Here is a 13,421-nt window from a genome sequence, read left to right as displayed (position 1 = left end):
GCACCACCGCCCTTCGGCGTGCCGCCGACGCGTCATTCCGCGAGCCGGTACACCGGGTGTTTCCCGTCGCCGGAGACGGTGACCGCAGCGGCGCGGGCCAACCGGACCAGGCACAATCTCGCCGTCGCTGGGCGCAGCCCGGTCCCGGAGGCAATCTGGTCGAGTCGGCCCTGGCCGTGCTGGTCGAGCCAGCCGAGCACGGCGCGGTCCGCATCGGCGTCCAGGCTCCGGGAGATCCAGCACAAAGCCAGCACACCAACGGCGAGGGCGACCAGCGCGACGGCGGTCGCCCCACTGGGTCCGGAGAGCGCGCCAGCGACGGCCTCCACTCCGGCGGCAGCAGTGACTACGGCCGTGGCGAGGGCTGCGCGGCGCAGATGGCGCCGGGGAGCAGACATGGAGATCAGGACTCCTCCGCGGAGACGGGGGCGAAGCGCGAGGTGCGGAAGAAGTCGCAGTCCGGGCCCGGGGGCCGGATGCGGCAAGTGCGGCAGGCACCGGGTGAAGCGGGGCGGATGTGGTGGTGGCACACCGTCCGGCCCCCGCCGTCGGCGCGGACCGGATGGGCGACGACCAGCTCGTTCAGCGCGACGGGTTCCACCCAGCCACATCGTCCCACTGTCGGGGCTGCCCCGTTGCGGGTCGGAGTTCCGAGGGGTGCGATCAGGTAGCGGTCGGCGGGGGCGAGGTACGCCAGGACAGCGAAGGCCGGACGGTGACCGTCAGGGTCGGGCGGGCCGTAGGCGGTGCCGAACGCGCGGTGGACGGTGGCGGGATCGAGGACGTCTCCGGACAACTCGATCGGGAGGGGCAAGCGGCCTCCAGGAGCGCTGGACTGGTGCGGCACGGTTGTGCCGTGACTGGCCGCCGAGCCGTGGGGCCCGGCGCTGGCCGGTTCACCGGTTCTGGCGGCGGATGCGAGGCGGGCGGTCGCCGAGGGCGTCAGCGACGAGCGGGGGCGTCAGCCACAGCAGCAGGATGATGACCGCCAGCTGCAGCGCGCCCAGCACAGCGCTGGCGAACATCAGCGGTCTGCCGGGCCACAGCAGCACCACGTGCAGGAAGTTGGGGTACACAGCGCAGCCGGTCAGCCACCTAGCTGCCGCAGCGCGCTGGAGGAGGCGGGTCTTGGCGGCGCGGGCAGCGCGCAGGGTGAAGATGAGGGGTTCCCTTCGATAGGGGGAGGGGACGGGCTCAGCGGCCCGGCTGTTCGACGAGAGTGCGCAGGACGGCGAGTACAACCTCGACCGGGGTGTGGCGGTCGAACCGGGCCCGCCAACCGGGCTGGCGCGCGGTGCCGTCCAGGGAGATGGTCCAGGTGTCCGCGCACGGGTTGTCCGGCTGGTAGCCCAGGTACACCTGGGTGCACGGGGATGCGGCGTGCAGACCTCCGTCGGCATCGATGACGTACGTCCAACGGTTCTCGTACAAAAAGGCGTTCAGGTCGTTGGGGTTCCCCTCGCCGAGGAGCCAGTTGCGGACCGGGACGGGGTCACCGGGGCGGAGGCTGGGGGCGGAGGGCGCAGACATGATGACGGTCAGGGCGTGTCACTTCCTCGACGGAGTGCGGCGGGAGGTCCATGTTTGCTTGGAAGTCCCTGGATCATGTAGTCCCGTCGAGGGTTTGGTGCAGATTGTCTGCCGCAGGCGAACGCGCCGCCGCCGGAGCCGGGTTGGTCCAGTGACGGCGCGTTGGGGGTCCTGTTTCGATGAAGTTGGTGGGCTGGCGGGCGGGGCTTCTGCGTTCGGTGATCGTGGTCCTGTGACGGTGTTTCAGCACGTTTTGCGGATGGCGTCGGTGGCGGCCTTGGCGATGGCGGCGGGAGCGCTGGATGGCCGGGGCAGGTGGAGCAGGGTGGTCCCTGTCAGGTGGCGGGATTCGGCAGTGAGGGTGAGCTGGAGTACGGCGCAGCCAGCGGTGGTGAGGCGCTTGATGCGGGTGACGGCGTTGGCGGTTTCGTAGCCGGTGTACTGGGCGTCGGTGACGATCACGAGGAGGCGGCCGGTACCGGGGCGGCTGAGTTCGAGGCCATGGTCGAGTGCATCGATGGCGTCAGCCAAGTTGTGGCTGCCGCCGCCGGCTTCGAACATCGTGACGCGGTCTGGTGCCCGGTGGGTGGGCCGGGTCAGTGCGGTCAGATTCCGGTCGTAGGCGATGGTGGCGGTGTGGGAGTCGGGGTCGGTCAGGGCTGCTGCGCGGGCCACGATCCAGGCAGCTGATGCGACGGGCTTGCAGGCGGCGCTCATGGAGCCAGAGACGTCGACGGCGATGCCGACGCGCAGTGGTGGGGCGGCGGTGGATCGGCGGCGGGTGTGGGTGAACGGTTCTGCGGTGGGCGTTGCCCCGGCGGCGCGCTGGGCGTCGCGGGCAAGGGCCTGGCGCATGTTGAGGCGGCCGGGCGGGGTGGGGCTGGTGGTCCGTTCCTCGGTGCGTTCGCGGTAGGCGGCGGCGCGAAGGGCGCGGCTCAGGCGCGCGGCGGCGCTCTGCTCGGCGGCAGTGGGTCGACGGGTGCCGGTGATCGGGTTGCTGAAGGGCCGCGGTGTTCCGTCGGGACTGACGGTGGTGCCGCCCGGGTTGAAGACGGACTTGGCTGTGGCGGCGGCCTTGCGTCGCTGGCCGGCCTGCTGAGCGCGGTCCTTGGCCTGCGCCCTGGACCGGGCAGCCACGGCGTTGGTCGCGGCGGCTTGTGCGGCGAGATCGGCGGCGTCGTTGGCGGCCACGCTGTCCATGACGGCCCCTGTGGCGGCGGACAGCAGATCGGTGAGGTCCTCCGGCACGGGCAGTGCGGGGGCGGCGGTGCCCAGGGCGTCGCACCAGTCCTGGGCGTGCGCGAGCATGGTCGTGGCGTCGTGGTCGGCGCACCGGTGGGCCGCGGTCCAGATGCCGGTGAGGGTGGCCAGCAGGTCGGCGCCCAGGACCCGTTCGCACAGCTCGGCGACGGCGCGGGTCTCGCCGGCGTCCAGGATGCCGGCGTCCCGGCGGCCGAGGATCAGGGCCGCCACGCCGGCGGCCTGCTCGACGCCCTGGACGCTGGGGTTGGCGATGTCGGGCATGACCAGGGTCCGGGCACTGGTGCGCAGGTACCTGCGGTCGGTGGGCCGCCTGATCAGGTGAGCCCCCTCGACACGGCTCTCCTCCAGCAGGAGAGCGGCCTGGACGACGCGCGGGTCCGCGCCGGCCGGTTCGGCCCATACGGAGTGGGCGGCGTGGGCGGCCTCGTGGACGAGCACTCCCCAGGCGGCGGGATAGTGCTCCTCGTCGCCCACGATCCGCGGACGGACCTCGTGGGGTTGGAGAGGTTCGAACAGCGTGGCGTCGAACTCGATCTCCGCCAGGCCGGGGAAGTAGGCGGCCGGTGCGCCGCTGCGGGTGCCGGGGCGGCAGGTGACGAGCAAGTCCTGGCGGCCGGACAGGGCGACCAGCCGGTCGCCGAGTTCGGCTCCCACGCGCAGCCACGCGGCCGGGGAGGACTGGGGCTGTGCGGGTGGGGCGCCGTCGTCGTCCCAGCGGGCGAGGTCGGCGTCGTCGTCCGGCGTGGTGGCGGAGGACTGGACGTGGTGATGGGTACTCATCGGGGGCGGCTCCGGTACGCGGAGCCGGTGGGCTGCTGGGCGGTCGAAGCGGTCGCGGCGGAGAGCTGCCGGCCGAGGGTGAGCGGCGCGACCTGCTTCACGCCGGCGATCTTGCTGACTGCGGCGGCGACGGCGTCGCGGTCCTCGATGGGGGCGATGCCGACCAGGTTCGCGAGCGCGGCCCGGGTGCCGAGGACGGACTCGGTCTTCTGATACGCGATCAGTTCCCGCAGTTGGGGCGCCCAGCCGAGTTCGCCGAGTTCGACCTGGGCGGCGAGGTGCCGGGCGATCCGGACTACCCGGGCATCGATCCGCAGGGCGAGGGCGAGGTCGTAGTCGGTGCCGACCTGGATCTGCACGCTGAACCGGGATGCGAGTGCCTCCGTGAGAACAGCGCCGTGCACGCCCGGATTGTGGCCCGCCAGCACGAAGAAGCCGGGCTTGGCCTGGATGGTCTCGCCCTTGTGGGCCTTGACCTGGATCTGGCGGCGCCCGTCCATCGCCGGGTACAGCGACGCCAACACTTTCGGCGAGATCAGGGTGGCGTCGTCGATCAGTAGGGCGCGGCCCTCGGTCATCGCGGTGACCAGCGGACCGTACTGGAAGACGTAGTTACCGTCGTCGTCCTGTGTGTACTCGCCGATCAGGTCGCCGACCGTGGTGTCGCCGTCGCCGGCGACGGTGAGCAAGTCCGGGAACGCGGCCTCCACCAGGGACGTCTTGCCGGTGCCCGGGGGGCCGTAGAGTAGCACCGGCACGTCGGCGTCGCGCAGACGGTTCAGTGCCTCGACGTCGGGCAGGTCGGCCAGCTCCCGAGGGTGGTAGAGCTGGCCACCCGGACGGCGAATCGGGCCGCCCGGCTTGGGCGGGGTCGGGGCGGGAGGGGTCGTGCGGGCCGTGGCCGCTCGGGCGCGGGGCGAGTGGGTTCCCGGTCGACTGATCACCGCGGTCTGCGCGGCGGCGGCCGTTTTCCCGTTCGCGCGGAACTGCTTTGCGGCGCCGAGCTGGTCGGCCTCGCCGCGTCGCACCAGGGTCGTGACCGCTTGTTGGACAGCACCGTGGGAGTGGCCCAGGGCCTTGGATATTTCCCCGATGGAAAACGGGTCCGCCGACCGGTCGGCCAGCAATCGGGCCACCTTTGCCCGCAGCTCGCCGGGCTTGGCGTGTGCTGTTTTGACGGGCGGTCCGGGTGTGGTCAAGGCGAAGGTCCTCAAAGGGGTTTGTGTGCGAGCAGGGTTGGCAGGGGCCGATCTCGGAGCGGATCACGGGCAGGGCGAGTGCTCGGTTCAGGCGCACGAGGTGGCTGGCGGGGAGCAGCCTGCTGGCTGCCGAGCAGGCTCATGGGTTCGGTCCGTGCTGCCTTCCGTCGTTGGGCAGGTGCAGCCAGGAGCCTCCTCGAAGCCGGCCTGGAGCAGGATCCGGCGGGCGGCGGCGTTGTAGCGGGTGGTGGTGATCTCGCCGGTGTTGGTGTGCCGGATCGTCGCTGATTCGTGGACGGGCGGGGGTCCCTGGATGCTGGCCTTGGCGTTGGCAATGGAGTCGAGAGGGTAAGCAGTCAGGATTTCTCCGTGGTGTTCGGTTCGGACTCGGAGGGCTTGGGCGGCCGGTGCCAGCGGTGTTCCGTCGCCGACCGAGGCAGGAAGTCGGCGCCCGGACCGTGGTTCAGCAAGGACGTGGACGGGTTGGTCCCGCGGGACTGAAATGCGGGAGTGCAGGGGGAAGGGTGGGCGGGGAGATGTGCCGCAGCGCCGGATGCGAAGCCATGCCGTGCATCCGGGCGGCACTCGGCCGGGCAACCGATTCGCCACCTCCTCGCCCGGTGTTGAGGGGCGCGGAGCGGGCGAGGTCTCGGAAGTGCTCCGGGATCTGGTCCGGCTGCCGGAGCGCGGGGTGCAGAAGCGCCACGATGGTGGCGGTGAGGAGGTGGTCAGGGGCGTTGTAGCTGAAGTGGACAGTCCACACGCCCGTCTCGGCGGCGGCAGTCAGGGCCGGGCCCGGGTCGGGTGCAGACTCGGCCCAGGAGAGGGCCGCTCGGCGATCGGGCGCGGCGACCAGCCGGTACCCGTCGCGGTTGAACCCGGACCAGCCGGAGGCCAGCAGCAGCGCGGTGGCCCGGTCGCCGGTGATCGGCGCTGCAGCGGCGGCGGGATCAGCCTCGGCCTTCTGGGCGGCGGTGACGAGGGCGTAGGGGACTTCGGCGGGGACGCGGTCACAGAAGCGGACGGTCCATCCCCCTGTACTGGTCAAACTCCACTGCCGGTGTTGCCGGTTGAGGGCGAGTCCTTCCTGGGGGCTGGTCAGGACCAGAGCGGCCGGGGCGTCGAACGGTCGGTACCAGCCGTGTTCGGAGGTGAGGCGGAAGGGGAGGTCGGTGCCGTCCGGCCCAGCGAGTTGGGCTGGGCGGACGGGGACGTCGGTTCGAGGTGGCGCGGCGGCGAGCAAGAAGCGGGCAGCTCCATCAGGTTCGGGCCCGGCGCGTGCCGGCGACGGGCGAGGCGAAGGGTTTGGCGGGCGGGGACGCCACCACGGTGGTGTCGCGAGGGCTGCGCCCGGTGGCGGCCACGGCGCGGCTGGGCGGGACCGTGGCGAGTGTGCTCCAGCCGGCGCTGTGGCCGACGGTGCGCAGGGCCTGCTGGTAGGAGGGGAGCAGGCGCCGCGTGACGTCGGCGGCGGCTCGGGCGGGATTGTCGGCGACGGCGATGCCGAACGGGACCGCATGGTCCTGGACTTGGTGGGCGAGTCCGTGGCCGAGGGGAACGAGGGCGGCGACGAGGTACTGGCGGGAGCGACAGGGGCGTCGCAGAACCACCAGGTCCAGGCCCGCTGGGTGGCTCAGCTGGCCCACTTGGTTGTTGACGAAGTCGATCAGGGCCCAATAAGCGGTGCCGAGGTCCCAGAGCCGGTCCATCAGGGCGTTGCGCTGGGCGGCCGTGGCGTTGTCGCGGAGCGAGGCGTTCCACCGGCCTGGCAGTCGAGGTGCCAGCGCGCGGGCGTAGTCGTTGAGCGAGGCCGGGATCAGCGTGTTCGCCTCCGTGGCGTGGTCGGGTTGGGGGCGGCGTCGGGGGTGAGGGCGGGCCTTGTGGTGACGGCGTTGCCGGAGCGGGCCGCGCTGGCACGGGGGACGGTCGGCGGCAGGATGCGGATGAAGGGGCGGAACTGCCGGGGCACGGTGTCACGGGTACGCCGGACAGGCTCGGGCGTGGCGGCGGCCTCCAGAGCTGTGCTGATCAGCACATGCGGGGTGGAGCTGGTGCCTGCCAGCGTCCAGGCGGTCAGTCGGCTGTCGAGAGCGGAGGAGACCTGGTGGGTGGAGGGGCAGTTGTGGTCCAGCTCTTCGTGCCGGGAGAAGGAGTGGAGGCTGTGCGAGTAGGAGATCCGCAGGGACGGGTGGGTGTAGCGGATGACGTGCGCGTGCTGCTCGCGGCTCCAGCCGCCCTCGATGAGGTTGCTGCTGAGGGCGGTGTGGTCGTTCAACGCCCTTCGGGTGGCTGCAGGGTGGCCTTCGGTCGAGGCTCGGGCGAGAAGGCTGGTGACGGCACCGACGACCTCCGCCGGCGTGTGCGGGCTCAGGTGCATCTGCCACAGCGGAGCGGCGAGGGCTTCTTCCGCGCCGGTGATGATCCAGGTGCCTTCGGACGGCCGCACGCGGGAGGACGGTTCCGGGTCGGTTCGCAGCAGCAGAGCGACCCGGACGGTCGCACAGGGGCTGTCCCAGAACCTGGCCGTGGCGCCCGTCGATTCTGCCCAACCGTTCGCCCTGCTCAAGGCCGAGACCGCCCGGCCCCTGTCCCCGGGCCCGGCGAGATGGGCCGGGACTACCAGGACCTCCGACTCCGACAGGCCCGGTGAGGCCGCCAGCAGCTCGGCGGCCCTCGGCAGCGCCGGCCGGCTCTCCTCGTGGTGCTCGGCGGCGTCCTGCTCGGCCTGCGACCGGGCGAGTACCTCCGTCGGGAGACTGGAGGTGTAGCGGATCAAGGGGTCGCGGTAGAGGAGGGCGCGGTTGAAGGCCGCGATCACGAGTGCGGGCGTGTCGGCGCTGAACTGGGCGGACCACGACACCTCCGGGATGCCGGGTGCCACGTTCCACACGAACCGCAGGGCTCCGTCGGCGGCGGACTCCTCCTTCGGGGTGCGCTGCGCTCCGGTGGTCACCACCACACGGCCGTCGTCCGAGGTCGCCCGCAGGGCACCGCGATCCGCGGCGCTGATCTTCCAGCCATCGTCGGTCAGGAGTTGGAATGCGTCGGAGACGGGTTGGCCGTTGCCGATGAACACGGCCTCGGTGTCCGCGACGGCGTCGCGCTCCACGGACTCGGCCAGATCAGCGAAGAACGTGTGGAGGATCTCGGGTGGGCAATTACGGCTGACGGAGCCGTACCAGTTGACGCCTTCGAACAGGTCGCGCTGGGCGAAGATGCCCCAGGGCTCGGGGCGGTCAGGGGCGTAGACGACCCGTACCCCCATGCAGGGGCTTTCACTGACGAGGCGCGCTGTGTCCCCTACGGCGGTGGTGGTCCAGCCCTCCAGTGCCCGGAGCGGGGTGTCGAGGGCGAGCCGTGTGCCGAGACCGGCGAGGTAGGCGGGCCGGACGAGGGTGTCCTCCTCGGGCCAGAAGTCGTCCCAGGAAATTGTGGGCCTCCAATGCGGGCGGGCCGGTTGGGCATGGCGAGGCGAAGGACGGGAAGCCGCGGAGACTTCAGGACGGCTCCGGTGATGCGCCGGCGACCAGCTGAGCGGTCAGCCGAGGCAGCGTGAGCGCGGAGTCCAGGCGGCCGGCGGAGTAGTACACCGGCATCCCGCTCGTCCCGGTGTCGCCGGGGCGGGCCAGGCTGTACCCGACTCGGGCACCTGCCTCGGCGGTCCGCCAGCGCACCAGGACGCCGTCGGCCTCCAGGGCCGCCGTGTACTCCGCGACGCTGCTGGCACTGGCCAGGGCCTGGCGCATGCGCTGCTGGAGCCAGACACGGGACGGCTCGTCCCAGCCCTGCTGTTCCGCTTTGATGATCTCGGCGATGGTCGGATAGCTGGTGGTGACGCGCTCGCCCTGTCCGACGGGGCGAAGGCCCCACTCCCTCTCGATGGCCCGGCATTCCGCCTGGGCGCGGATCGAGTCGCGGTGCATCGCGGGCCGCGATCCGTCCGGCCGCACGCTGATCCCGGCGATGTGAATGTGGTGGACGGCGTGCCGCACGCCACCCATCGACAGCCGGGCCCCTCGGCGGGCGCGAGCCCGGTCGCGGCGACGATCCGCTGGGCTACATGAGCCCACTGGTCGTCCGTGAGCACCGGATCCTCGGGGGCCGTGCGCACCGAGCAGTGCCAAACCCGGCTGGGCGGTAGCGCGCCGAGTTCGGCGGCCCGCAGCCGGGCGTGCTGGTCGAGCCGGGCGGTGAGCCGGCCGACGGTGGCGTCAGGGTCACGGCCGGGATCGGGCGCACCGGCCCGGTCCCAGGCCGCGACAAGGTGCGGGTCCTCGTGCTCCTCCCTTCGGCCCGGGCCGAAGAGGTAGGCCAGCAGTGGCCGGGGGCTGTTGCCGGTGGACACGTCGGGTATCACGCGGCCTCCAGCACGGCATCGAGGACGGCGTAGACCCGTTGGGCCAATTCGGGCAGCACAGCCAGCACGTTCGATGCCTGCTCGGTCTCGGTGACGGTGTTGGTGAGCGCGCGCAACTCCCCAGCCAGGCGGTCGAGCGCTTCGGCCAGCGGTCGGCGCGGGTCGGTCTCGGGGCGGCCGACGGGACCGTCGGCCAGGGCGGCGGCCAGCGCGGCGGTGGCGATGAACCCGGAGGTCGTCAGGCTCTCCTGTGCCGCTCGCTCGCGGATGGCCGCGAGCGCGGTCGGCGTCAGGCGCACGGACTTCTGCATGGTGCGGATCTCGGTGGTGCGCGGGCGGCGGCGTACCCGCTGAACAGCGGTGGGGATAGGTGCTCCTGGGGGTGGGACCGTCACCGGGTGCGGGGGCGGGTGGCGGTCTGGTCGTTGGCGGCGGGCTGGGCCTCGGGGACGGCTGCGGCAGGGCGGGCAGCGGCGGCGGGGCTGGTGGTGCGGGCGGCGGCGCTGCGCGGGTTGGTGGCGGTCTCGACCTCGACGGGCGGGAGGGGGTTGTCCGGCGCGCCGGCGCGGTGGGTCCACTTGTAGGCGGCGTCGAGGTCCGGGAAGCCGCCCTCCCGCAGGGTGTAGGAGCGGCCGAGGTAGTCGACGTCCTCGAAGAACACCCGGACCGGATGCTGGCCGGGCTCGGGCCGCAGGTCCTCGGCGATGATCCAGGTGTGGAAGTCGTAGATCAGCTGCTCGTCGGTGCTGGGCGGGCCGCCCGAGGAACGTGAGGGGTCCAGGACGAGGTCGGAGGTGTACGAGTTCGCGAACCAGTACCGGTCGCCGGCCTGGGCGAGCCGCTGCTCCAGGTCGCGGCTCGGCTGGTCGCAGGTCGGCAGCGACTCGTCGCGTGGTGTCACCTGGTCGAGGTCGGCGCCGCGGGAGACGAGCCAGTTCTGCGCCAGGGCCACGATCGGTGCCCGCTCGTACTCCAGCCTGAAAGTCCCAGTTCCCAGGTCACGTTGGACGTGGATGCCCGCGAGCTGCGGTGACCCGGGGATGTCCCAGGTCATCGTGGCGTCGTGGACGACGAGATAGGAGTCGGTCAGCAGCGGCGTGTGCGGGTTGGCGGTGTGCTGCACGGCCAGGACGCCGATGTTCCGCTCGTACGCGAACTCCCACCACCTGCGCCCGTCTTCCTTGGAGTGGGCTTCGAGATCCTCGACCTGGAGGGCCGCGTCAATGGCGAGGAGCGGCTCGGTGGTGTCGGTGATGGGTTTCTCCGGTGGTCTCGGGTGGCGTGGGAGTGCTGCTGGGACCGTGCGGGACGCGGCGGGCGGTAGCTGCGGCAGCGCGTTCGGTGGTGGGCGGGGCGTGGTCCGCCCGCTGGTAGGCGACGACGGCGTGCTCCAGCGTGTCGAGGCTCTGCGCGTACCGGATGCCGAGGACTTCGAGATCCATGGCGCCCAGTCGCAGCACGCCGTTGCTGTCCACGCCGCGGTGGTTGCCGGCGGCGAGCGGGGCCAAGCGGTCGCGGATGGAGGCGGCCTTGGCACGCAACTGGTCGTCCAGGAGGTCGACCTGGCGGGCCAGGTGGTCGACATGGTCAGCGAGTTCGCTGCGGGCGTCGTCGCTGCCACGGTGACGGCGGTGAAGGTCGGCGGTGGATACGGCGAGGTAGTGCCGGACGAGCCGTTGGCCGGCGAGAATCGGGGCGCCGTCGGCGTCGTCGACCGGTCCGGTGTCCTGGTAGGCGGTCAGATGGCGATCCCTTCGGGCGGGAGCATCGGCGGTCAGCGGGCCCGTGCTCGTGCGGTGTTCGCCGGGGTGGAGGTTGTGGAACTCGTCTCTGTAGGGCCGCGGCGAGGTGCACGGGTGGAAGCCGCCCGCTGCCGGGCCGTTGTGGCCTCGGCGGTGACGGGCGCTGGCGTGAACGGGGGCAGGCCCTTGTAGACCTCGACGAGGTCGGTCAGGGAGCGGTGGAGTTCGGTGCGCCGCGCGGCGAGGAGGTCGAGCGTCGGGGCGGTGTTGTGCAGGATGCCGTTGATGCTGGGTTCGTCGGCATCGCGGCCGTCGACCACGCGCTGAAGGTCGCGGCGCAGGGCATCGGCCAAGCGCACGATCCGGGTCTGTACGTCATCCAGCCGACGTGCCTGGGAGGCGAGTTGGTCGGCGATTGCACCGTGCACGGTGTCGGTCCCGCTACCGGGCAGCTCGGCCAGGCGCGCGACCTGCAGCCGCACGCACACCAGGCGGGTTCCTACGTCGACGTTGCCGGGGACGCGGGGCCTCCACTGGGCGACGGGCCTCCCACCCTTGTCCTCGGCGCTCACCGGAGCGACCGGTCGGAGCTGATGATGGCCAGTCCCATGTCGACGGCGTCCTGCAGGCTGCCAGCGACGGGCACTCCGGCGGTGGCCAGCCGCTCGGGCGAGTGGAGGCCGCGAGTGTGCAGGACCGGAACCGCGCCGACGGACAGTGCGGCGAGCGCGTCGTCGACCGTGTCGCCGATCACGAGGGTGCGCGCCGGGTCGGTGGCCGGTCCGAGGGCTGCGAGGTGTCGGGCCATGGCGGGGGCCTTGCTGCCGACGACCGGGTCGTGGCGGCCGTCGACCTGGTCGAGCAGGCCGGTGATGCCGACGGCCCGGACTTCGGCCAGCAGCCGGTCGTGCAGGGACAGGGACAGCAGGCTCTGCCGGATACCCCGGGCTCGCAGACCGAGCAGCAGGTCACGGGCTCCGGGGTGCAACCGCACCGGGTGCTGGGCGAGTTCGCGCTGGAAGGCGGCGTCGGCGTCGCGCCACTGCTGGTCGTCCAGGGTGCGGCCGAGCAGGGCGTCGTAGAAGGCGCGGATCGGGGTGCGGTGCTCGGCGCGGTAGCGCTCCAGTGTGATCGGGGCGCTACCCAGGTCGGGCAGGGTGCGGTTCAGCGCGTCGAGGTGGTCCTGGACGTCGTCGCGAAGGGTTCCGTTCCAGTCCCAGACGATGGTGACGAGGGCCGGGGCGGTGGCGGTGACGTGGTGCAAGTAGCCTTCTCAGGGGGGAAGTTGAGGTAATTCTGTGTATTTGTGGGCCGGGCGGGCGGAGCGCGGCGCTGGGGGGCGAGGTCAGCGGCGCAGGGCAAGAACGAGCGCGGCGGCGACGGCACTTGTCAGGGTGAGCGCGGCGACGGCGACCGGACCGGCCGCTGAGAGCTGCCCAGCCAGCGCGGTGCCGGCGGCGCCGCCGAGACCGATCACGGCGACCAGCCATGCTGCGGCCTCGGTGGCGGTGCCCTGCGGAGCGAGCCGGTCTGCCTGCTGGAACGCCGTTGCGAGCCATGGGGCGAGGAACAGGCCGGGCAGTGCGGCGGCGGCCACAGTCAGGGCCGGTTCGGGGGTGAGCAGGAGCAGCACGAGCGGGGCGGCGAAGCGCGCACTGACGATGCGCAGCAGTTGGTCGGGGGGAGCGCTGTGGGTGAGCCGGGCCCAGATGATGCCGCCCACCAGGCTGCCGCAGGAGAGGGCGGCGGGCAGCACGCCGGCGAGCCATCCGGTGCCGTGGCGATCGGCTGCGGCCAGAGCGTAGACGTTGAACGATCCCAGGCTCGCGCCCAGGAGCGTGGCGGCGCCCAGCAGGACCAGGACCCCGGGCGAGCGCAGCGGACCCAGCCAGTGGGACGCCCGCCGCGCCGGGTTGTGGGCGCGGGCCGGGCGGCTGGAGGCGACCAGCGCCGTGCCCGTCGCTCCGAATGCCGCGCAGGCGATCAACGCCGCGGTGGGTGAGGCGAGTTGACACAGGATGGTGGTCAGGGCGGGCCCGGCGACGTAGACCACCTCTTGGGCGGTGGCGTCCAGGGCGAACGCGGCCTGCTGGTCCTGCGGGACGACCAGACGCTGCCACATCGCCCGCAGGCCGGCCTCCAGCGGTGGTGTGGCAAGACCGGCGATGGCGACCAGGACGCCCGAGAGGATCGGGTTGCGGCCGGTGCCGACGACGGCGAGCGCCGTGAACGCGCCGCCCGCGACGGCGGCGGCCAGCAGGGCGACGCCGGCCAGACGTCGGCGGTCGACGGCCCGGCCGAGCAGCGGCTGACCGACAGCTCCGCACAGGGCGTAGAGCGCGGCCAGCAGCGCTCCCAGCGCCGTCCCCGCGTGGTCGGCGCGGGCGGCGAGCAGGAGGGCGAGCGGGGCCATGGCGGTGGGCAGCCGTCCCACCAGGGTGGCGGTGAGCAGCATGGTGACGTGCGGGGATCGAAGGACACTGCGGATCGGGCGATCCGGGCCATGCTGCTGGATGGTGTCGGTGTCGGGTGTGGTGGTCAGGGTGAAGC

General features: G+C 72.4%; 17 protein-coding genes. All 17 read right to left on the bottom strand.

Features of this window, described 5'->3' with window-relative positions; all coding sequences use genetic code 11:
- Positions 1–32 precede the first annotated feature (32 nt).
- The 17 genes from ACIHEI_RS28190 to ACIHEI_RS28110 all read right to left on the bottom strand — a co-directional run bounded on the left by ACIHEI_RS28190 (position 33) and on the right by ACIHEI_RS28110 (position 13,326).
- On the bottom strand, positions 33–398 hold the full coding sequence (locus ACIHEI_RS28190) for a hypothetical protein (protein WP_396608596.1): 366 nt from the start codon (positions 396–398) through the stop codon (positions 33–35).
- A gap of 5 nt (positions 399–403) precedes the next feature.
- Positions 404–601 (bottom strand): hypothetical protein, encoded by a 198-nt coding sequence (locus tag ACIHEI_RS28185; protein ID WP_396608595.1) that lies wholly within the window; start codon positions 599–601, stop codon positions 404–406.
- Positions 602–896: 295 nt separating this feature from the next.
- Entirely contained in the window at positions 897–1,076 is a 180-nt protein-coding gene (locus tag ACIHEI_RS28180) for a hypothetical protein (RefSeq protein WP_396608594.1), read from the bottom strand.
- Positions 1,077–1,194: 118 nt separating this feature from the next.
- Positions 1,195–1,530 carry a DUF317 domain-containing protein gene (locus tag ACIHEI_RS28175; RefSeq protein ID WP_396608593.1) on the bottom strand — a complete coding sequence of 112 codons (336 nt, stop codon included), beginning with the start codon at positions 1,528–1,530 and terminating at the stop codon, positions 1,195–1,197.
- A 243-nt stretch (positions 1,531–1,773) separates the two neighbouring features.
- A complete protein-coding gene (locus ACIHEI_RS28170) occupies positions 1,774–3,573 on the bottom strand; it encodes a hypothetical protein (protein ID WP_396608592.1) in 1,800 nt (599 codons plus the stop codon).
- Complete coding sequence (locus ACIHEI_RS28165; RefSeq protein ID WP_396608654.1) at positions 3,570–4,709, bottom strand: AAA family ATPase; 1,140 nt, start codon at positions 4,707–4,709, stop codon at positions 3,570–3,572. The genes ACIHEI_RS28170 and ACIHEI_RS28165 overlap by 4 nt, the downstream gene beginning before the upstream one ends.
- Before the next feature lie 150 nt (positions 4,710–4,859).
- Complete coding sequence (locus ACIHEI_RS28160; protein WP_396608653.1) at positions 4,860–5,087, bottom strand: hypothetical protein; 228 nt, start codon at positions 5,085–5,087, stop codon at positions 4,860–4,862.
- Between the two features lie 148 nt (positions 5,088–5,235).
- Positions 5,236–6,015, bottom strand: a complete 780-nt coding sequence (locus tag ACIHEI_RS28155; protein ID WP_396608655.1) for a hypothetical protein — start codon at positions 6,013–6,015, stop codon at positions 5,236–5,238.
- A 16-nt stretch (positions 6,016–6,031) separates the two neighbouring features.
- On the bottom strand, positions 6,032–6,481 hold the full coding sequence (locus ACIHEI_RS28150) for a hypothetical protein (RefSeq protein WP_396608591.1): 450 nt from the start codon (positions 6,479–6,481) through the stop codon (positions 6,032–6,034).
- A 107-nt stretch (positions 6,482–6,588) separates the two neighbouring features.
- Positions 6,589–8,037 (bottom strand): DUF317 domain-containing protein, encoded by a 1,449-nt coding sequence (locus tag ACIHEI_RS28145; RefSeq protein WP_396608590.1) that lies wholly within the window; start codon positions 8,035–8,037, stop codon positions 6,589–6,591.
- Positions 8,038–8,269: 232 nt separating this feature from the next.
- Positions 8,270–8,773, bottom strand: coding sequence for a hypothetical protein (locus ACIHEI_RS28140; protein ID WP_396608589.1), 504 nt, complete (start codon positions 8,771–8,773; stop codon positions 8,270–8,272).
- A gap of 352 nt (positions 8,774–9,125) precedes the next feature.
- On the bottom strand, positions 9,126–9,440 hold the full coding sequence (locus tag ACIHEI_RS28135) for a hypothetical protein (RefSeq protein ID WP_396608588.1): 315 nt from the start codon (positions 9,438–9,440) through the stop codon (positions 9,126–9,128).
- A gap of 80 nt (positions 9,441–9,520) precedes the next feature.
- Complete coding sequence (locus ACIHEI_RS28130) at positions 9,521–10,252, bottom strand: hypothetical protein (protein ID WP_396608587.1); 732 nt, start codon at positions 10,250–10,252, stop codon at positions 9,521–9,523.
- 97 nt (positions 10,253–10,349) lie between these two features.
- Positions 10,350–10,670: a hypothetical protein gene (locus ACIHEI_RS28125; protein WP_396608586.1), complete on the bottom strand. Its 321-nt coding sequence runs from the start codon at positions 10,668–10,670 to the stop codon at positions 10,350–10,352.
- Positions 10,671–10,903: 233 nt separating this feature from the next.
- Positions 10,904–11,353 carry a hypothetical protein gene (locus ACIHEI_RS28120; protein ID WP_396608585.1) on the bottom strand — a complete coding sequence of 150 codons (450 nt, stop codon included), beginning with the start codon at positions 11,351–11,353 and terminating at the stop codon, positions 10,904–10,906.
- 86 nt (positions 11,354–11,439) lie between these two features.
- On the bottom strand, positions 11,440–12,135 hold the full coding sequence (locus tag ACIHEI_RS28115; RefSeq protein WP_396608584.1) for an HAD family hydrolase: 696 nt from the start codon (positions 12,133–12,135) through the stop codon (positions 11,440–11,442).
- An 81-nt stretch (positions 12,136–12,216) separates the two neighbouring features.
- Complete coding sequence (locus tag ACIHEI_RS28110) at positions 12,217–13,326, bottom strand: MFS transporter (RefSeq protein ID WP_396608583.1); 1,110 nt, start codon at positions 13,324–13,326, stop codon at positions 12,217–12,219.
- Positions 13,327–13,421 lie beyond the last annotated feature (95 nt).

This window comes from Kitasatospora sp. NPDC051984 (genome assembly GCF_044593455.1).
GTDB lineage: Bacteria > Actinomycetota > Actinomycetes > Streptomycetales > Streptomycetaceae > Kitasatospora.
This window is presented reverse-complemented; position numbering and strand designations above follow the sequence as displayed.

Coding starts and splice junctions, on each gene's coding strand:
- ACIHEI_RS28150 (WP_396608591.1), bottom strand. CDS start 6,481: ATGGACCGGCTCTGGGACCTCGGCACCGCTTATTGGGCCCTGATCGAC.
- ACIHEI_RS28140 (WP_396608589.1), bottom strand. CDS start 8,773: ATGGGTGGCGTGCGGCACGCCGTCCACCACATTCACATCGCCGGGATC.
- ACIHEI_RS28175 (WP_396608593.1), bottom strand. CDS start 1,530: ATGTCTGCGCCCTCCGCCCCCAGCCTCCGCCCCGGTGACCCCGTCCCG.
- ACIHEI_RS28135 (WP_396608588.1), bottom strand. CDS start 9,440: ATGCAGAAGTCCGTGCGCCTGACGCCGACCGCGCTCGCGGCCATCCGC.
- ACIHEI_RS28170 (WP_396608592.1), bottom strand. CDS start 3,573: ATGAGTACCCATCACCACGTCCAGTCCTCCGCCACCACGCCGGACGAC.
- ACIHEI_RS28145 (WP_396608590.1), bottom strand. CDS start 8,037: ATGGGGGTACGGGTCGTCTACGCCCCTGACCGCCCCGAGCCCTGGGGC.
- ACIHEI_RS28110 (WP_396608583.1), bottom strand. CDS start 13,326: ATGCTGCTCACCGCCACCCTGGTGGGACGGCTGCCCACCGCCATGGCC.
- ACIHEI_RS28190 (WP_396608596.1), bottom strand. CDS start 398: ATGTCTGCTCCCCGGCGCCATCTGCGCCGCGCAGCCCTCGCCACGGCC.